Origin of the sequence: Paraburkholderia kirstenboschensis (assembly GCF_904848585.1) — a bacterium.
GTDB classification, from domain to species: Bacteria; Pseudomonadota; Gammaproteobacteria; order Burkholderiales; family Burkholderiaceae; genus Paraburkholderia; species Paraburkholderia kirstenboschensis.
Map to the genome: position 1 here is coordinate 151,041 of NZ_CAJHCR010000013.1, position 19,375 is coordinate 170,415.

Genomic DNA, 19,375 nt, shown 5'->3' on the forward strand with positions numbered 1-19,375 from the left:
TCGTTACCTCGCGCCAATTTTCGCCGACCTTTCGGAATAATAATCCGATGACCCACGTCCTGCCATCGTCACCTGACCCTGACGAATTCCGACGCCGTCCGGTTTTCAGAACTCTTCCCGAGGACCCGGTGTCGCTTGTCGCCTCGGCGTGCGTCTCGTTGTCCAGCGTCGTTGGCAGCTCACTTGATCCTCACGACGACCTTGCCCTTGGCGCGTCCCTGGGCCAGGTATTCAAGCGCCTCCTTCGCTTGCGAAAACGGAAACACCTTGTCAATCACTGGACGAACCTGTTCCGACTTGAGGAGTTCGCCAATTTCGGCGAGTTGGGTTCCATCGGGGCGTACGAAGAGAAATGAATAGGTTACATCCCGCGTTTTCGCGAGCCGCATGATCTTGCGGCTCATCAGCCCGAATACCAGCCTCAGAATAAAGTTCAGCCCGCGAGCACGGGCGAACGCTGCATCCAGCGGCCCGATGAGAGACACAATCTTGCTCCCCGGTTTGAGGATACCTATGGATTTCTCAATCGCATCACCTCTTACAGTGCCAAGCACCACGTCGTAGCCGCGCAGCACTTTCTCGAATTCCTGCTTTTTATAGTCGACGACCTCGTCTGCGCCCAGACTGATTACCAGCTCGACGTTGCCCGTACTGGTGGTCGTTCCCACGCTGGCGCCGAAGTGCTTTGCCAACTGGATCGCAAACGTGCCAATACCGCCGGACCCGGCAGGGATGAAGACCTTCTGGCCAGCTCGAAGATTGGCGCGCTCCTTCAACGCCTGCCAGGAGGTGAGCGCGACCATCGGAACGGACGCAGCCTGCACAAAGTCGAGATTGACCGGCTTCGATGCGGCAACGCTCTCCGGCACCGCCGCGAATTCGGCGATCGAGCCCCTACCGAGATCGAAGAGGCTGGCGAAGACTGCGTCGCCCGGCTTGAAACGCGTCACACGGCTGCCGACCTCGGTCACGACACCGGCGATATCGCTGCCCAGCGTAGCGGGCAACTCGAACTTGAGGACGGGCTTGAACGTTCCCGCGGGAATCATGTTGTCGATTGGGTTCAACCCCGCCGCGTGGACCTGGACCAACAGTTCATCAGGCTTTAGCGTGGGGCGGGGCACTTCGGCGAACCCGATCTCGGGTGACTTGCCATAGCGTTTGAAGGTGAGCGCTTTCATGGTGTTCTAAATCCAATGTTGGGAACCTGTCGCTGACCGCGAAGGATTCATTGCGCCAGAAACTCCAGCGCTTTGATCACGAAGTCGGTGTGATACTGAAAGATGCCTCCGTGTCCGGCGTCCTGGTAAATGACGAACTGCGTGTTGGGAATGCGGCGGGCCATATCGTGGCTCAAGGCGGTGGGCACCATGATGTCGTTGTCTCCATTGGCGATCAGGACAGGCATGTGCAGACGGGTGAGGTCCTGCGGCGCCTGCTGGCCCCAGGCCTTGATCGCCTTGAGCTGGCGAAGCAACGCGCGGGGTGTCGGCCCCTTGTCGCGCCCCGCCTTGCGTTCCTTCAGCCTCTTCAGGAATGCGCTTGCTGCCGGCCGTTAGCGGTGGAGGTGAAGAACAGATAGGTCTTGGGATCGCGCATCGTCACCAGGCCCTTGAGCATCAGTGGCCAGGACATGGCCCCACACGATCGATACCCTGACCGCCCGCGGGCCCGGTGCCTGTGAGGATGAGCCTGCGCACCAGGTCAGGCGCCTTTAGCGCCACGTCCTGCGCCACGAAGCCGCCGAGCGAAAAGCCGAGCAGATCGACCTGATTGAAACCCATCGCGCGGATCAACGCGATGGTGTCGCCAATCAGGCATGGCTGGCTTTCGGGTAAGACAGAAGCCGCAGTGGTCACGCTTCTGGGCGATAGCGATCGGCCGCGTGCGCTTGTCGAATGTCCGAGATGAGCCCTTGACGCGCGCCCTCCAGCGCGTCCCAGCGTCCGGCCACGTGCAGCGGCGGGATGGTGATGAGTTCGCGGCGATCGAAGCCGACCAGCGCCGCGTCAACCAGTTCGCCGACCTCCATCACCTCGGCAAGCGTATTGATGTCGATGCCGGCGCGCTCCCAGATCTCCGTGCGGGTCGCCGCCGGCAGCACCGCTTGCACGTAGACCCCGCTGGGTGACAGCTCGAGGTTCAATCCCTGCGACAGGAACAGCACAAAGGCCTTGGTCGCGCCGTAGATCGACATGCCGAGCTCGGGCGCGAAACCTACCACCGAGCCAATGTTGACGATCGATCCAGTCCCCGACTGCACGAAGCGCGGAGCGACCGCGGCTGCGAGCCGCGTCGGCGCCGTGGTATTGAGCGTGATCAGGCGTTCGATGCCATCAGCGGTCTGCTGCGCGAAGCCACCCGTCTGGCCCATGCCAGCGTTGTTGATCAGGATGCCTATGCGAGCGTCGTCGCGCAGACGGGTCTCGACGGCGGCCAGATCCCCGGGTTGGGTCAGGTCGGCCTGCAGCACTTCGACGGCCACACCGCTTTCTTCACGCAGGCGCGCGGCCAGCGTATCGAGGCGCGTCTTGTCGCGTGCAACCAGCACGAGGTCGTGGCCGCGGCCGGCGAAGCGCTCGGCGTAGGTGGCGCCGATGCCAGATGAGGCACCGGTGATGAGAACAGTCGGAAGCGTGGTCATGGGTTCTTTCCCTTGCAAGAGTGGTTCAGATACGGACGCGAGCAGCGCGCGCCTCAGGCGGCGATGGTCGGGTAGTCGGTGTAGCCCGCAGCGCCGCCGCCATAGAGCGTGGCGAAGTCGGGCTGGCCCAGCGGTGCGCCGGTCTTCAGGCGTTCGACCAGATCGGGGTTGCCACCTGGGTGGCCTCCGTGATGATGAGGCCGGCGGAGGCGCGCTGAGCATAGTAGGTCGCGGCCAGTTCGCTGGGTACCAGCCCCGCGCCTGCGCGATTGCGGGTCAGCGGTGCCATGACAAAGCGGTTGGCGAGTGTCCGGCGGCCGAGGGCGTAGGGCTCGAAAAGCGTCTTGTCGCTCATGTTGCGTCAGTTTCCGGGGTTGGTAGTGCGAGCAATGATGACGTTCATAATCTAAACTGTCAAGGTTTTGATGATGATTGACATCAATGTATAATGGAGCCTTCGCAGAGATGCACTCACAGTGGTCGGGAAATGAAGATCACCAAGGCACAGGCGCAGGCCAACCGGGAGCACGTCGTCGAGACGGCGTCGAAGTTGTTTCGGGAACGCGGCTACGATGGGGTCGGCGTTGCCGATCTGATGGCCGCCGCCGGCTTTACCCACGGCGGCTTCTACAAGCAGTTCCGCTCCAAGGCCGATCTGATGGCGGAATCGGCGGAATGCGGCATCGCGCAGACCGTGGCGCTGAGCGCGGGTGTGGACGCGCCTGAGTTCGTGCGGTACTACCTTTCCCGCGAGCACCGCGACACCCGCGCAACCGGTTGCACGATGGCCGCACTGGGCGGGGATGCCGCGCGTCAGCCGGAAGCAGTTCGGGCCACGTTCGCGGCCGGCATTGAGAGCCTGCTGGCTGTGCTGAGCGCCGAGGGCAGTGCGGCGGACGGTGTGGACCCGAGCCAGGCGCGAGCCAGATCCCTCGACATACTGGCGCACGCGGTCGGTGCCATTGTCATGTCGCGCGCCTGCCCCGACGATTCGCCGCTGGCCGACGAAATCCTTGCGGTTTGCCGCGACGAGATTCTGGCGTCAATGAGCCCGTCGGCGACCGCGGGCGAACCTACGCTCAATCAGGGTAGCGGCGCGTCGGCAAGACCGGAATGACGCAGTCACAGGTGACACACTAAATGTTCGAGGGTCTGCTGCGAAGTACGCAAAGCAGGCGGGCACATAAGCGCGAGCGGCGGCGATCCTGCACGTTTGCCAAAAACCGTAAGCCGACCTGGGCGCGCCTGACGCCAAAACAATAACCCACGATCAACATGCGGACCATCAGCTACGGGTCAATCGATGGACGACCCATCGGGCTATAGAACGGTGCGAAGTGCTGGCGCACATCTCGTAGATCAAAGAAACGGTCGATGCATCTCAACAGCCGCGATTGCGATACGTGGTTGTCGAGGTTGAACGAAAGAACTTGTCCTGTCCACCACCTCAATATTGCGAAATGCAATGCCGCTATTAAAGCCATTGCATTGCCAATATGTGCCGCGGAGCCGTATCTTCGTTTCCATTCAAGGAGACGCATATGAAGATCGCATTTCTCGGCGCTGGCGCGCTAGGTTGCGCCATCGGCTCCGCGCTGATCGAAGGCGGCCATGAGACATGGCTCGTCGACCGGTTCGCCGAGCACGTCGAGGCCATGTCCCGCGACGGCCTGCAAGTCGACGACGAACGCGGCACGCGCCGCGTCAAGGTCCGCGCTACGATGAATCCGGCGGAAGCCGGCCCCGTCGACCTCGTGATCGTGCTGGTCAAGTCCTTTCATACCGATCAGGCCATGCGCGGCGCGCTCGATCTCGTCGGTCCTGAAACGCTCGTGCTGTCGTTGCAGAACGGCCTCGGCCACGAAGATGTGCTGAGCGAAATCGTCGGACGTGAGCGCGTACTCGCTGGCAAGACGTATGTCGGCGGTGTGTTGCGTGCGCCGGGCCATATCCAGTCCGGCGTAACGGGCAAGCTCACGATCATCGGCGAACTCGACGGCCGCGTCACGAGCCGTGCGCAGGCGATCGCGGACGCATTCAACAGCGCCGGCCTGACCACCACGGTCAGCGACAACATTCTCGGCACGATGTGGGACAAGCTGCTCATCAATGTCGCGACGGGCGCGATCACGGGCATCACGCGTCTCACCTACGGGCAGCTCTACGACGAGCCCGTTCTGAAAGCGACGTCGCTCGCAGCGATCAATGAAGCGATGACCGCCGCGAAAGCCGCCGGCGTCACGCTTTCAATCACTCATGCCGAAGACGCCTGGAACATGGCCGCCGAAGGTCTTTCGCCCGCATTCAAGACATCGATGCTGCAAAGCCTCGAAAAGTCCTCGATCACCGAAATCGACTTCATCAACGGCGCGGTTGTGCGATGGGGCGAACGGCTCGGCGTGCCGACGCCGGTCAATTCGACGCTCGTCGCCTGTATCAAGGGTATCGAACGAGCGATGACGGACCGCCAGAACGAAGGAGCCGCAGCATGAGCGCACCAAAAGCGTATCTGGAACACGTCGCCATCTGGGTGAAGGACATCCACTGGCATATCCGTTTTTTCGAACACGTGCTCGGCATGACGATGCGAGAAGTCGACGGCACGCGCGAGGAGCCGCGTCAGTACTGGACGCTGGGCGGTCTGCAGTTCGTCAGCGCGCCGCAGCATGAGGGCCCCGAAGGCCGGCTCGCGCATCTCGGCGTGATGTGTGAGGACCTGGAGGCCGCACTTGCCGCCGCGCAAGCGTTCGGCGTTTCCGAAATGCCGCAGGGACGCAACTGGCTGCGTCTGCCCGATGGCCTTGCCGTCGAACTCATTCAAGCTAAACCGGCGACGTGCGTCGCGCAGGCGCTGGCGATCAATCCACGCGCGGAGGCGTGAGCATGAGCACCATCACTGAAAAATACTGGGACGATGCGCAGGAAGGCGACGAGTGCGTAAGCCCCACTTACACCGTCACGAAAGAACGCATCCTCGCCTACGCGGACCTTACGGGCGATCACACTCCGGTTCACGTCGATGAGGAATACGCGAACGCGAGCCACTTCGGTTGCATCGTCGCGCACGGTTTGTTTGGCTTGTCGATCGCCGATGGTCTCAAGACGCAGAGTGCTTATCGGTTTCTGCCCGGCATGTCGCTCGGCTGGACCTGGGACTTTCTGTTGCCGATCAAGGTCAACGACGTGCTGCATGTGAAGTTCCGCGTCGGCTCCATGCGTGCGAGCAAGAGCAAGCCGGATTGGGGCATCGTCGTATTGCCCTCCGAGTTGATCAACCAGAACGGCGAAGTCGTTCAACGCGGCGAGCATCGTCTGATGATCCCGCGCCGTCCGGGAGCGAACTGATGCAAGCCCGTCCCCTCGAAGGTATTCGCGTCGTCGATTACAGCCACTTTCTTGCCGGCCCTTATGTCGGACGATGCCTCGCGGCACTCGGCGCGGAAGTCATCAAGGTCGAGCGTCCCGGCAGCGGCGATGCCGGTCGTCAGCACGCCACGATTCTCGACGATCAGCAGAGCGCCTATTTCCTGCAGCTCAATATGGGCAAGCGCGGCGTCAGCGTCGACATGAAAGATCCGCGCGGCAAGGCATTCATGCAGCGTCTGTGCGATTCGGCAGATGTGTTCATCGAGAACTATCGGCCGGGCGCGCTCGATAAGCTCGGCCTCGGCTATGCCGCGCTGTCCGAGCGCAATCCGGGCCTCGTCTACTGCTCGATTTCGGCGTATGGACACACTGGACCAGACGCGCATCGCGCGGGCTTTGGTCTCATCGCCGAGGCGAAGAGCGGCATCATGCAGATGATCGGCAATCCCGGTGAGCCGCCGCCGCTCATGCGCATTTCGCTCGGCGACATGTACACCGGCATTCACGCGGTTGCTGCGATTAATGCCGCGCTGCTGGGCCGGGCGAAGAGCGGACGCGGTCAGCATATCGACATGGCGTTGTACGACACGCTGTTCTCCATGCACGAATACGCGGTCCAGTGCTACACCATGCAAGGCGTGGTGCCGGAGCAAACCGGTCACGACATGCCGACATCGACGTTATATGGCGTGTTCCGCGCGTCCGATGGCGATCTCGTCATCGCCGCCCAGGTGGATGATTCGTGGAAGCGATTCGCAACGGTCGTCGAGCAGCACGGCGGTCCGGCCGGCTTCGGCGCCGATGCGCGGTTTCATAGCCTGAACGGCCGCAACGCAAATCGTGAAGCCATTCTGTCGGTCGTGACACCGTGGGTGGCGGCGCGCTCCGTTGCGGAGGTGCTGGCGCTGCTCGACAGCGTCGATGTCCCGAGCGCGAAGGTTCAGCGCATCGACGAGGTCGTCGCCGATCCGCAGATCGTCGCGCGCGGCATGGTGATCGAGCAGGAGCATCCGCGCTTCGGAAAACTGCGGCTTCCGAACCTGCCGTTCCGCTTCTCCGACTGCGACACGTCCATCCGCGAAGTGGGCCCCGACCTCGGTCAGCACAACGCGGAAGTCGCGCAATCGCTGGGCTTTAGCGCAGCGGAAATCGACGCGATGCAGACCGATGGCGTGCTGTTTTCGAAACCGGGTGCGTGATGAGCGATCGATACGCGGTAATCGGCAATCCGATCGGGCATACGAAATCGCCCCTGATCCATGGTCTTTTCGCAGAGGAGACCGGACAGGACATGACGTATGGCGCCATCGAAGGGCCGCTGGAACCGGCCGATGCCTTCGCAGATACGGTGAGAACCTTCATTGCGGCGGGCGGCAAGGGCATGAACGTCACCGCGCCCTTCAAGCTGCAAGCGTTCGCCATGGCCGACGAGCGCAGCGAAAGGGCCGCGCTCGCGGGGGCGGTCAACGCGATGAAGTTCGAGAACGGCCGCATCGTGGCCGAGAACTTCGACGGCGTGGGCCTTGTGCGTGACATCGAAATCAACCTGCATCAGCCGATGGCGGGCAAGCGCGTGCTCGTCCTGGGCGCGGGCGGTGCGGTGCGCGGCGCGTTGCTCCCCTTCATTGCGGCGCGGCCTGCGCGACTCGTCATCGCCAACCGGAATGTGGAGAAAGCAAGGGCGCTAGTCGGTCAGGTGGCGGCGGACGCAACGCTGACCGCGTGCGGCTATGCGGAGCTTGAATCGATGGAACAGTTCGACCTCGTTGTCAACGCGACGTCCGCGAGCCTGACCGGGCAACTGCCGCCCGTTCCGCCGGGCGTCTTCAGCGCGAGCGGCACAGCCTATGAACTCGCGTACGGAAAGGGCCTCACGCCGTTCCTGCGGCTCGCGCGCAATGCTGGTGTGCAAGGCATCGCCGATGGCGTCGGCATGCTGGTGGAACAGGCCGCCGAAGCATTCGCATGGTGGCGGGGCGTTCGTCCGCGCACGCACGCGATCATCGACCGTCTCACCGTTCCGCTCGATTGATGTGACGAGGCAACGCCGCGGTTCGGCCGTGGCTTACAACCTCGCCGTCGTCACTGGCAGCAGCGCGCCGTTCGCCGCGATGTTGATTCAGGCACATACCAATGGCGCGACCTGACCGATCGTTGTATTCAGTATCGTGTTCGATCTGATTTCGATGTGGCCGATTCACGCTGGCCCCGAAAGCCATGGAGAGTGGTATGACGAAAACGCGTATCGCCGTGGCGGGTGCCGGCTATATCGGTCTGGAACATATTCGTGTCGCCCGCGAAAGCGAGACTTGCGTCCTCTCGGCGGTGGTCGATCCGTCCGACGCGGCGGACGCCATTGCCGCGAAAGCAGGCGTGCCCCATTACCGCTCGCTCGACGAACTCTTCGAGAGGGATCGTCCAGACGGCGTGGTCCTTGCAACGCCGAACACCCTTCACGTAGACCACGCGCGCTCGAGCATGCAGGCCGGCGTGCCGATGCTGCTGGAGAAGCCCATCGCCCCCACGGTCGAGCAGGCGGAAGCACTCGTTGCCGATGTCGACCGCTACGGCGTGAGCGTGTTGATCGGTCATCATCGCGCACACAGTCCGATCATGGCGCGCGCGAAGGAGATCATCGACGAAGGAAGGCTCGGGTCGCTAGTCGCGGTGATGGGTAGCGCAATGTTCTTCAAGCCCGATCAGTACTTCGCGGACGCGCCATGGCGGAAGGAACCGGGCGCAGGCCCGATCCTGCTCAACATGATTCACGAGATCCATAACCTGCGGATGCTGTGCGGCGACATCGTGGCGGTGCAGGCGTTTTCGTCGAACGCGACGCGCGGCTTTGCAGTCGAGGATACCGTCGCTGTTAATTTGCGTTTTGCGAGCGGCGCACTCGGCACGTTTCTTTTGTCGGATACCGCCGCCAGCGCGCGCAGTTGGGAACAGACCTCGCAAGAGAACACTGCCTATACGTCGTATGCCGATGAAGACTGCTATGTGATTGCCGGCACCTTCGGATCATTGTCGATTCCCACCATGCGCCTCAAGACCTACGCAAAAGCCGAGGATCGATCCTGGTGGAAGCCGTTCAATGTCAGTGTGGCCGACATGACGCGCGGCGATCCGCTCAAGTATCAAATGGAACACTTCGGGCAAGTCGTGCGAGGCGAAGCAAAACCGATCGTCACCGCGCGCGACGGCCTGCAAAATCTGCGCATCACCGAGGCGATCGTGAAAGCCGCGAAAACCGGCGCAGTCGTCGAGACGACGCCACTCTAAACCTGGATACGGATAACCGATGAAATCTTTCCTCATGCTGCACGGCATCAACCACAACATGTTCGGCAAGCGCGATCCCGTTCAATACGGAACGGCCACGCTCGCCGACATCGATGCTCAACTTCAGGCGCTAGCCAACGAGCTTGGCGTCACGGTCGAGAGCTATCAGACCAACAGCGAAGGCGACATGTGTTCGCGGATCCATCAAGCCTTCGTCGATAAAGTCGATGGCGTGCTCATCAATGCGGGCGCGTGGACGCACTATAGCTATGGCATCCGCGACGCGCTCGCCATACTGACGGTGCCCATCGTCGAGATTCATATGTCGAACATCCACGCGCGCGAAGCCTTTCGCCATCATTCAGTGTTCGCCGAAATCGTGAAGGGGCAAATCTGCGGCTTCGGCATCGACAGTTATTCGCTTGGACTGCGGGCGGCGGTGTCGGCGGCGGCCTGATATTTGATGCGTCGGCCCATGCGCGGCGCAGGAACGCGGCCCTTTCTCGCATTGATGTGACGGGGTCGAAGTTGATGCCGCATTCGCGGCTCCTGGTGTTGCGTTGACGAGAAGGCACGAACGGGCGCATCGACTGATGCGCCCGTTTATGCGCATCAGCGCGTTTGCACGAGCGCTTTCGCGAGTCTTGCTTCGCCCAATGCCTCTTCGCGAAGCTGACCGTATTGTTCCTTTGGAATCGGCACCGCGTCCTTCTTCCCAAGGTCGTCGAGACGCACGCGATACGTTTCTCGCGCACTCCATGCGGACAGCGCCGAGACGATCGTGGCGCCCAGCGTGATCGAGCCGATCATCAGCGGCACATTGTGCGATCCCGGCGGCGCGACTGCCGCGAAGAGCGCGGGAAGCAGCGCGGTAATGGTCGTCCCGATGTTCTGTGCGATCGCCATCGCGGAGACGCGAAAGCGCGTGGGGAACAGTTCCGGATAGTAGCCGGGGAAGACCGCGTTATAGCCTTGGTAGACCACGCCCCACATGAGTATCGACATCACAAAGGCAACTGGCAGGTTGTGAATGCTGATCGCATACAGATAAGCGAACGAAAGAAGACCGGAACAGAGCGCGCCGAAGATCATCGGCGTCCTCCGCCCGATGCGGTCCGAGAGATTGCCGACATACGGAATGACGAGCACCGCCACGATGTTGCCGACCACCGGAATCCACAGATACACGCTCGCATGGAAGTTGATGCCATAGGCGGGCTGCACCGCATACGCAGCGCCGAAGATTGTGGTGACGACCGGTATCACGTTCATGAACGCCATGCACATGACGCGAAGCATGTCAGGCCAGCTGTACTTGAACGCTTCGAGGACTGGCGCACGCGCGACCTGACCGCTCGCGTCTTCCTTCGCAAATGCGGCCGTTTCGTCGACTTCACGTCGAATGATGAAGCCTGCAATCAGGACGACCGCGCTGAGCAGGAACGGAATGCGCCAGCCCCATGCGACGAAGGCGTCTTCCGGCATGTAGTACGCAAGCGGCAGGAAGACGGCGGCGGCCAGAATCTGACCGGCTTGCACACCTTGCAACGTGAAGCTCGCAAAGTAGCCGCGTCGGCCGAATGGGGCCTGTTCCATGATCATCGAACTGGCGCCTGAGATTTCGCCTGCGACGGCAAAGCCTTGAACCAGGCGCAAAATCACCAGCAGCGCCGGCGCGAGCATGCCGACCGATTGATACGTGGGCAAAAAGCCGACGGCCATCGTGGAAAAACCCATCAGGAACATGCAAATCAGGAGCACGGTCTTGCGCCCGTGGGTATCGCCCCAATGACCAAGAACGAACGCGCCGATGGGCCGCGCCACATACCCCACGCCATACGTCGCCAGCGAGGCCACGATCGCGATTTTTGGATCGCCTTTGGGAAAGAAGATCTGAGGAAAGATCAACGCCGCAGCTTGCGCGTAAATAAAGAAGTCGTAGTACTCGAGCGCGGAACCTATCCAGCCGCTTGCTCGCGCTTTCCGTGCCTGTTTGCGCGCTCTTTCATCCAGGCGCCCGTCAATTGCGCCGCCTTGCCGCGGCATTCCTTTGTCCATGAACGTCTCCTGATTTTGAATTGACTGGAGCAGCATCGTCGGCTGCATCTCTGGCGGCTCGAACGTGGCCGTTCGCACGCAACGGCGCGCTTTCGTGCCCAAATCAAGATACGGGGATGGACCCCTAGGCGCAATGCAATGGATACAATGACGGCATTGCGTTGGACAATACCGCCATGAGCACATCCGAACTACCCGATCTCAAGCTGCTCCAGCTATTCGATCTGCTGTACGACGTGCGCAGCGTCACGCGGGCTGCAGATCAACTCGGACAGAGTCAGCCCACGGTTAGCATCTGGCTGGGACGTCTGCGCGAACATCTGCAAGACCCATTGTTCGTCCGCACGCCGGGCGGCATGACGCCGACACCCCAGGCGGACGCACTGATCGGACCGTGCAGGGAGATACTGGAGTCGCTTCGCCGATTTTCCGCATGGGAAATTTCATTCGACGCGACTACGGCGAAGCGCCGCTTTCGTATTTGCATGACCGATGCCAGTCACATCACGCTGCTTCCGCGCATGCTGGCACATGTACGCGCGCATGCGCCGGGCATTCGGCTGGAAGCCGCGAGAATCGATGGAAATACGGAGCGCGCGCTGGAATCCGGCGAGGCCGATCTGGCGATCGGGCATGTACCGTGGCTCGGCAGCGGGATGTATCAGCAACAGCTTTATATGCAGGATTGGGTGTGCCTCGCCAATCCGAATCACCCGCGCGTGCGCTCTAGGCTGAGCATGAAGCAGTACTGTAGCGAGGGGCACGTGATCATCGCCGCCGGGACGGGCGCGCAATTGCTGGAGCAGGCGCTGTTGCGCGAGAACATAGAACGCGATGTGGTGCTAGAGCTTCCGGGCATGCTCGGTCTGGGGTCAATCATCAAGTCGACGGATCTTATTGCCACGTTGCCGCGCAACATCGGGGAAACACTGGCAAGAGTGAACGATATCGCGGTCCATTCCTGTCCGTTTCCGGTCGATAAATTCGCGGTGCGGCAGCATTGGCACGCGAAGTACCATCACGAGGCAGGCAATCGCTGGTTGCGATCCGTTGTGGCCGATTTGTTTTCGAGTAGAAGTTAGTATCGCGTGAGTCGGCCAATACAAGGGCGGCTTTCCTGCTGCAACCACGCGTCGCTTAGGGTGCCCCGCAAATCTGTTATCTGGACCGACCGTGCGAATGGCGGCTGTGGGGTGCGTCGCGTTCTGTCGATACCAGCCATCCTGGTGGTGCAGGCCTCGGATACCAGTAGCATGAGTCAGTCACCGCATCGTCAGTCACGGTGCGGCGGCAGGAACTTCGCCATCGTTCAACGGATCGTCGGTGAGCTCATCTGCACCTACCTGGATTGCCCGCTCCGCCGCAGACTCGGTTGTCTTCCCTGAATCCGTGGACTGGCTGGGTGCTCCCGATGGGCGAACAGGCTCGCTGATAGCCGCGTCCAGCCGTGCTGAGACATACGGAAAGAACGGATTCGACGCGATGCGAAAGAGCGTATCCAGACTAAGAATGAGTCCTCCCCGCTCTCCGCGTGGGACGAGAGTGCCCAGTGCGACGCCATACCTGGAGGCCGACGCCTCATCGGGGCGCGTCCCGTACAGTGGATCATCGGGGGGAAAGGGAATGGCGACGTGCGACAGGGAGAACACTTGTGACGGGTAAATGAGATCAAGCGCGCGGGTTTGCCAATGCAAGCTGCCCGGTTCCACCACGCGCTCCTGCATGTTCTCGGAGCCGGACGCAGCATTTGCGATGACCGTGATCCGGTAGGCAACAGGTAAACGCGGCATCACGCGTGACAGTGCCAGCGGCGACGCAGGATTGAGGATCTGGCTTAGTTTCGCCCGCCGGTTCACGTCGAATAACACTAGCTCACTCCCGTTTGATGGGAGGTATGCGTACATTGCCGCAAGAATCGCCCGTGTGCTCACGGTCGAATCGATAACGGACTGGAATGTTAGTACTGGCGGAAGCGCTCGCAGTCGGTCCGCTCTCGCCAGACGAACCAGTTCCTCCTGCAATGCTGTTGTTAGCCGGTGAGATTGCGTCGCGCCATTCACCGGGAATGAGTTGTATTTGAAAGGATTGAATTCCGGCACTATGCCGAGCCAGGCAGCTTTCGCAAAAGGCGGCAGCAGCGCAGGAAGTGACGCAAGACCGGCAAAACGGGCGTACCGTGTCACGCCAATCATCGGTGAGAACAGAATGATCCGTTGCGGACGGACCAGTCGACGATCTTCGAGACTATCCAGCGCGTACTTCATCGCAAGCGCACCACCATTCGAAAATCCGATCACGTGCAGCGGATGACCTGGCCCGACACGATGCGCGGCTTCACGCATGGCCAGCCGCGTTGCTGCCATCCAGGTCTCCCAGTCGGTGTCGGTCAGCCCCGCCGGTACTGTTCCGTGACCTGGAAGACGAATGCCGATCGCAATGAACCCATGTGCGACGTAGATCCGTGCAATGTGCCGGAGGCTGTACGGAGAATCGGTCAAACCGTGCAGCAGCACGACAGCGCCCACCGGCTGCCCGGACGGTAGCATCTCGTACGAGCGGTTCCAGTCATGGTCAAAACGCGGCGGATAGACGGGGCTCTTTGCAAAGTATCGATTTGATGCGACCTGCGCGGACGCCGGCAAACGATCAGTGACTTCACGGCGCACCTGTTGAAAAAGCAAGTCCTCATGCTTCAGATACGCATTCCAGTCGGAGTCGTCGATTTGCCCGGCAGTCAGCTCCTGCGGTACATAGGTATGCCAGAGTTCAAGCGGAGGACCCGTGCGCGAGTCGTACGCACGAAGGCCAAGTAGAAGTACAGACAATGCGGCGACGCACAGCAAAGCTAGCCACACCATTTTCACGAAGCGCGCACGTGGTTCCATTTTCCGGTATCTCGACGGTTACTCATGCAATGACCAAACTATCCGGTCAGCACGATATGCATGTTGGCGTTCGTCTGGCTGTTGCTCCTGTTTCCAGCAAGGTGCGCGTCAAGGAACTGTTTCTTTGTGACCGGGACAGTCACGACGGGCGCACACCTGGAGGCTGATTAATAATCACTAGATGCCGGGAAGCCGGCGTTAGCAAGCATGTGACCTGAAAGAAACGATCAGTTGAACAAGCCGCAACGAAAAGACCACGTACGCAACGCCCAGAGCAACCTGTAATGCAAGCTTGCACAAAAGAGCTGCATTGGCTTTTCACTGCGTCCCCCTCAACACTCTCAAACAATCTGCGTCTCGCTGGCTGGTCCAGTGAGGACTATGAAACGCCCACTTCCGGTCCACACTACAGTGTGTGCTGGATAGCGCGGAGACACACTGTCATGAGCGGCCCTGGAACGATGCCGAGCAACAGCACTGCGACGCCGTTCAGCGCGAGCAGCGCGCGGTTGCCAGCGCCAGCCGAGATGGGCGCTGCGTCCTGTGAGACGTCGAAGTACATCAACTTGACGATGCGCAGGTAGTAGAACGCGCCAAATAGCGACGTTATTACGGCAAGCACGGCCAGCCAGGTTAAACCTGCATTGATCGTGGCTTCCAGCACGGCGAGCTTCGCATAGAATCCGACCATCGGGGGCACTCCGGCAAGCGAGAACATCATGGCCATCATTACGAATGCGAACACGGCATCGCGCTGATTCAGTCCTTTCAGGTCGTCGAGTGTATCGGCTTCGAAGTCGCGTCGAGCGAGCTGCATGACGATGCCGAATGCACCGAGCGTCGCGATCAGATAGGCCACACTGTAGAACATCGCTGAGCCATATGCGCCCGCCGCCGAACTCGCCCTTCCATCGACCACACCTGCCAGCATGCCGAGCATGACGAATCCCATGTTCGATATCGCAGAGTAAGCGAGCATCCGTTTCAGGTTGCGCTGCACGATTCCGGTGATGTTGCCGACAATCAGCGACAGCGCCGCCAAAGTCACCAGCATGCTCTGCCAGTGTATGGCAAGCGGCAGCAGGCCCGTCACCAGGAAACGCAAGCCCCACGCGAAGGCCGCTACCTTAGGGCCGCCCGCCGTCAGTAGCGTCATTGCGGTGGGCGCGCCATGGTAGACGTCCGGCACCCACATATGGAATGGCACGACGCCCATCTTGAACGCGATTCCGGCGACGACCAGGACGAGACCGAACAGCAGTACCGCGTCGTCAGCATGATGGGCAACGGCATCGCGGACAGCATCCAGATAGAGCGACCCAGTCGCGCCATATAACATCGACAGGCCGTACAGCAGAAAGCCGGAAGCCAGTGCTCCCAGCACGTAGTATTTCATCGCCGCTTCGCTAGATTTCGGCGAATCCCTGCGCAACGCTATCAGTGCGTACAGGGACAACGACATGAGTTCGAGGCCAAGGTAAAGCGTCAGGAAATGGTTTCCTGAGATCATGATCAACTGGCCGAGCAGCGAAAACATGCCAAGTAGAAACACGTAATCCTGGAACATGCCGCGCTCGTCAAGATACCTTCGCGAATAAACCAGCGAGACTGCGAAAGCGAACGACACTGCGGCCTTCATTACACTCGCGAACGAATCGACCAGGATCATCCGCGAGAAGAAGTGGTACTGCTGTGGATCAAACGACTGGATCACAAACAACACGCCGGCCACGGTCGATGACAAAAGCGCCATAAGGTAGGTGAGCTGACGCGTCGTAGCTTCTGAGCAGATATCTCCCAACCTCGAGGCGATCACTATCGAGAGCGCGACCACCGCGTCGGGTAACAGCACATACATCGGTGCGCTTTGCATGGTAACGCCCTCGTAGCGGAGAAATGCAGAACGATTGCGGCCGCCCCTCATTCGGACCGGCAGTGGAAGGGCTTGTGCAGCCGTTACTTCGACAGCCATTTCGACGCACTAGTCCCTTTCACGATGCTCCTTCCAGGCAGACCTCGGACTCGTTACCCATAAATTGGAAGCAGCAGAAACAGCTTGATGACAATCGCGTTCGCGATATCGATAAAAAAAGCGCCCACCATCGGTACTATGAGAAATGCCACATGAGAAGGACCGAAACGCTCGGTAATGGCTTGCATGTTGACGATGGCAGTCGGAGTGGCCCCGAGGCCGAAACCGCAGTGTCCGGCCGCCAGCACCGCCGCGTCGTAGTTGGCGCCCATAACGCGGAAAGTGACGAAGATGGCATAGGCCGCCATCGCTATCGCCTGCACTGCCAGAATGACGACAAGCGGCAATGCAAGCGAAGCCAGGTCCCCGAGGCGCAAGCTCATCAGCGCAATGCCAAGAAAGAGCGCGAGACTGACGTTTCCGAGCAGCGACACCGCAAGTTCGAAGACTGCGTAATAGCCGCGCCACGCGAGCCCATTGCGTAAAAGGACGCCCACGAACAAGACACAAACAAACGGTGGAAGCTCGAGCGCGGTGCCGGTCAGGCTGGACGCGATCGCCGATCCGATCGCGAGGCAACTGGCAATCAGCGCGACGGTTTCAATGAGTGCTTCTGCTGTGATGGCCCGCACGGCTTTCGGCTCCTCGAAACCGCTTGCGGGCGCGACGACCGCCTCAGGCTTCGGGATAAGCGCGTAGCGCGTGATGAGTATGCGCGCGACCGGCCCGCCAATCAGTCCGCCCAGGATAAGTCCGGAAGTTGCACAGGCCACCGCGATTTCAGCCGCTGAGGTTAGCCCGTGCCGTTCCGCAAAGACCTTTGCCCACGCCGCACCCGTACCATGGCCGCCGGAAAGAGTCACCGAGGCCCCCAGTAGGCCGAGAAGTCGATCTTCGCCCAGCCCCCACGCGAGACAGATGCCCAACGTATCTTGCATCACTAACAAACCGACGACGACGCCGAGGAAAACGATCAGCGCCCGCCCGCCTGCTCTCAGGCGGGTCAGATCGGCGCCCAGACCGATAGTCGCGAAGAACGCAAGCATGAGGGGTACCTGAAGCGCCGTGTCGAAGCGGACTTCGATCTTAGCGGCGGTTTGCAATATAAACACCACCAATGCAATCAGTAGGCCACCGACCACCGGCTCCGGAATGCTGTATTGGCGCAGCACGGCGCTGCGCGCGAGAATCTGCCGTCCCAGTAGAAGAACGAGCGCGGCAGCCATTAGAGTTTCGAGCGCATCGAGTCTCAACATGTCATTTTCTCCGCTCGCCCGCTCCTTGAACCAGACTAAACGTCGTGATGAGATGTACTTGATTCACCCCGTGCGAATCTGATCAACAGGTAACCGGTAATGCCTGATAGCGTTGACCCAGCGATCACGCCCAGCCGAACCGGCGTGAAAGAGTCCGGCCCCTCAAAGGCGAGCGAGCCAATGAACAGACTCATAGTGAAACCAACACCGCATAGTGCGGCGACTCCCGTCAACTGCAACCAGGTGGCGCCATCTGGGAGCTTGGCCTTACCGAGCCCCACCAGGACGGCACACGCCGCACAGACGCCGACGAGCTTGCCGATAAAAAGACCGGCCGCTATGCCGAGTGGCAGTGGCTCTGCGAGTGCAGCCAGAGAAACGCCGGAGAAAGAGACGCCGGCATTGGCAAATGCGAAGACAGGCAACACCGCAAAGGCCACCCAGGGATGTAGCGCTTGCTCCAACTGATGCAGTGGCGCATGGACTTCAGGGTCGTTCGTTTTCAATGGGACCGCGAAAGCAATGGCGACTCCCGCGAGCGTTGCATGCACGCCCGACTTAAGAACGAAGATCCATAAAACCACACCGACAAGAATGTAAGGTGCGATGCGAGTGACGTTCTGCATGTTCAACGCAACGAGTAGCGCAATCGCACACGCGGCACCGAAAAGCATCGGTAGGGACACGTCAGCGGTGTAAAAAAGCGCAATGATGACGATAGCGCCAAGGTCGTCGGCGATCGCCACGGCTGTGAGAAAGACCTTCAACGACATTGGCACGCGCCTGCGGAGCAGCGAAAGCACACCGAGCGCAAACGCAATGTCGGTAGCCGTTGGGATCGCCCAGCCGTTCGTGGCAGAGCTGTTCCCGCGGTTTATCAGGAGATAGATCACTGCCGGCACCGCCATCCCGCCGATCCCGGCAGCCACTGGCAGCACGACTTGCGCGGGCGTGGATAACTCGCCTTCAATCACCTCCCGTTTGACCTCCAGTCCGATGAGCAGGAAAAATATCGCCATCAGCCCATCGTTGATCCAGAGCAGGAGTGGTTTGGCGATGAGCAATGAGCCAAACCGGATCTCCACGGGCGTCCGCAGCACATCATCGTAGGCCTGGTGAAGCGGCGAGTTGCTGCAGATCAGTGCAAGGACAGTTGTTCCCACCAGCAGTAATCCACCGGCCGACTCCAGCGCAAGAAAGGTTGCAATCCTGTCAGCCGCCTTGCGTATCGGAATGTAAGTCGCCATGCTTGGCTCCATGGTATGCGCGTCGCCAGACACGCCCACTCAACATCGCCTGCAACCACCTAACGCACGCACGATACATAAGCCCGATGGGAGCTATGGTCAATGCGCACCCGCCCCTCTTTGAGGTCGACCACCTTGCGATAGCCAGTACCGGCGACAGTATTTGTCCAGTAATAACTAGCGCCGCCCCAACCATATCGCCCGCCCGGATATCTCGCGTCGTTTTGCAGGGCAACAATCGAGTAGGTATCCTGTTTGCCGTCTGCGGCCGTAGCGTAGGCGACTAGCGCCCTCAGTTCATCGACGGAGGGCAATCGCATACGACGCTTCGTACATTGGTAAAGCGCATCGTGAAAGTTGTAGCGAACGATCCGGGTACCGGAAAACTGATCCTTTGCGTCTCTTGTTGCGCTCCGGTGCTTCGTTTCCCACGGATACAGATGAGTTGCCGGCGGAGAGAAACACGTTGGGTGGGAGAGCACGGTGGCGCCTCCGCCGATCATTGGAAAGGTCCCGGCAGGCAGGCAAATATCCTCTCGCACGGCTGCGTGGGCAGCGCTCTGCAATAGAGTGACAGTCAGGACGAAGCACACACGCAGCGCTACTCGAAGCGGCAATGAGCGGACGCACTGTGTGAGACACGGACAGCACGTGTGTGCGACTAA

General features: G+C 60.6%; 16 protein-coding genes and 3 pseudogenes. 9 read left to right on the forward strand and 10 right to left on the reverse strand.

All coding sequences use genetic code 11. The features are described 5' to 3' along the window. Positions 1–179: 179 nt before the first annotated feature. The 4 genes and pseudogenes from JMY24_RS27165 to JMY24_RS27180 form a co-directional block, all read right to left on the reverse strand. Positions 180–1,181, reverse strand: coding sequence for an NADP-dependent oxidoreductase (locus JMY24_RS27165; RefSeq protein ID WP_128597062.1), 1,002 nt, complete (start codon positions 1,179–1,181; stop codon positions 180–182). Positions 1,182–1,228: 47 nt separating this feature from the next. Then, positions 1,229–1,811, reverse strand: a pseudogene (locus JMY24_RS27170) (alpha/beta fold hydrolase); the annotation flags it as partial. A gap of 44 nt (positions 1,812–1,855) precedes the next feature. After that, positions 1,856–2,644 (reverse strand): SDR family NAD(P)-dependent oxidoreductase, encoded by a 789-nt coding sequence (locus tag JMY24_RS27175; protein WP_128597063.1) that lies wholly within the window; start codon positions 2,642–2,644, stop codon positions 1,856–1,858. A 169-nt stretch (positions 2,645–2,813) separates the two neighbouring features. Continuing rightward, positions 2,814–2,999 (reverse strand): annotated as a pseudogene (locus tag JMY24_RS27180) (oxidoreductase); the annotation flags it as partial. Between the two features lie 132 nt (positions 3,000–3,131). Here JMY24_RS27180 and JMY24_RS27185 point away from each other — a divergent pair. Beyond that, positions 3,132–3,761 (forward strand): TetR/AcrR family transcriptional regulator, encoded by a 630-nt coding sequence (locus JMY24_RS27185; protein ID WP_128597064.1) that lies wholly within the window; start codon positions 3,132–3,134, stop codon positions 3,759–3,761. 175 nt (positions 3,762–3,936) lie between these two features. Here the strand turns inward: JMY24_RS27185 and JMY24_RS38515 are convergent. Next, positions 3,937–4,128: pseudogene (locus tag JMY24_RS38515) on the reverse strand (hypothetical protein); the annotation flags it as partial. 57 nt (positions 4,129–4,185) lie between these two features. On the opposite strand from JMY24_RS38515, the gene JMY24_RS27190 reads away from it, so the two are divergent. From JMY24_RS27190 to aroQ, 7 genes are all read left to right on the forward strand, one after another. Continuing rightward, positions 4,186–5,136: a ketopantoate reductase family protein gene (locus JMY24_RS27190; protein WP_128597065.1), complete on the forward strand. Its 951-nt coding sequence runs from the start codon at positions 4,186–4,188 to the stop codon at positions 5,134–5,136. Next, a complete protein-coding gene (locus JMY24_RS27195; protein WP_201703243.1) occupies positions 5,133–5,525 on the forward strand; it encodes a VOC family protein in 393 nt (130 codons plus the stop codon). The genes JMY24_RS27190 and JMY24_RS27195 overlap by 4 nt, the downstream gene beginning before the upstream one ends. Before the next feature lie 2 nt (positions 5,526–5,527). Further along, positions 5,528–5,989 carry a MaoC family dehydratase gene (locus JMY24_RS27200; RefSeq protein WP_128597066.1) on the forward strand — a complete coding sequence of 154 codons (462 nt, stop codon included), beginning with the start codon at positions 5,528–5,530 and terminating at the stop codon, positions 5,987–5,989. After that, positions 5,989–7,209: a CaiB/BaiF CoA transferase family protein gene (locus JMY24_RS27205; RefSeq protein WP_128597067.1), complete on the forward strand. Its 1,221-nt coding sequence runs from the start codon at positions 5,989–5,991 to the stop codon at positions 7,207–7,209. Before JMY24_RS27200 ends, JMY24_RS27205 begins: the two co-directional genes overlap by 1 nt. Continuing rightward, positions 7,209–8,042: a shikimate dehydrogenase gene (gene aroE, locus JMY24_RS27210; protein WP_128597068.1), complete on the forward strand. Its 834-nt coding sequence runs from the start codon at positions 7,209–7,211 to the stop codon at positions 8,040–8,042. Before JMY24_RS27205 ends, aroE begins: the two co-directional genes overlap by 1 nt. A gap of 197 nt (positions 8,043–8,239) precedes the next feature. Further along, the gene (locus JMY24_RS27215) at positions 8,240–9,292 is read left to right on the forward strand and encodes a Gfo/Idh/MocA family protein (protein ID WP_128597069.1); all 1,053 of its coding nucleotides are present in this window, start codon (positions 8,240–8,242) and stop codon (positions 9,290–9,292) included. Between the two features lie 19 nt (positions 9,293–9,311). Next, positions 9,312–9,749 (forward strand): type II 3-dehydroquinate dehydratase, encoded by a 438-nt coding sequence (gene aroQ / locus JMY24_RS27220; protein ID WP_128583988.1) that lies wholly within the window; start codon positions 9,312–9,314, stop codon positions 9,747–9,749. A 155-nt stretch (positions 9,750–9,904) separates the two neighbouring features. Here aroQ and JMY24_RS27225 read toward each other — a convergent pair whose 3' ends face one another. Then, on the reverse strand, positions 9,905–11,338 hold the full coding sequence (locus tag JMY24_RS27225; RefSeq protein ID WP_128597087.1) for an MFS transporter: 1,434 nt from the start codon (positions 11,336–11,338) through the stop codon (positions 9,905–9,907). A 188-nt stretch (positions 11,339–11,526) separates the two neighbouring features. Between JMY24_RS27225 and JMY24_RS27230 the strand changes: the two genes are divergently transcribed. Beyond that, positions 11,527–12,432, forward strand: coding sequence for a LysR family transcriptional regulator (locus JMY24_RS27230; RefSeq protein WP_128583987.1), 906 nt, complete (start codon positions 11,527–11,529; stop codon positions 12,430–12,432). A 195-nt stretch (positions 12,433–12,627) separates the two neighbouring features. Here the strand turns inward: JMY24_RS27230 and JMY24_RS27235 are convergent, their stop codons facing one another. From JMY24_RS27235 to nhaA, 4 genes are all read right to left on the reverse strand, one after another. Beyond that, on the reverse strand, positions 12,628–14,235 hold the full coding sequence (locus JMY24_RS27235; protein WP_201703244.1) for an alpha/beta hydrolase: 1,608 nt from the start codon (positions 14,233–14,235) through the stop codon (positions 12,628–12,630). A gap of 406 nt (positions 14,236–14,641) precedes the next feature. After that, a complete protein-coding gene (gene nuoN / locus JMY24_RS27240; protein ID WP_128583985.1) occupies positions 14,642–16,108 on the reverse strand; it encodes an NADH-quinone oxidoreductase subunit NuoN in 1,467 nt (488 codons plus the stop codon). Positions 16,109–16,260: 152 nt separating this feature from the next. Further along, positions 16,261–17,463 carry a sodium/glutamate symporter gene (gene gltS, locus JMY24_RS27245; protein WP_128597070.1) on the reverse strand — a complete coding sequence of 401 codons (1,203 nt, stop codon included), beginning with the start codon at positions 17,461–17,463 and terminating at the stop codon, positions 16,261–16,263. Positions 17,464–17,498: 35 nt separating this feature from the next. Continuing rightward, on the reverse strand, positions 17,499–18,710 hold the full coding sequence (gene nhaA / locus JMY24_RS27250) for a Na+/H+ antiporter NhaA (RefSeq protein ID WP_236597528.1): 1,212 nt from the start codon (positions 18,708–18,710) through the stop codon (positions 17,499–17,501). Positions 18,711–19,375: the final 665 nt, after the last annotated feature.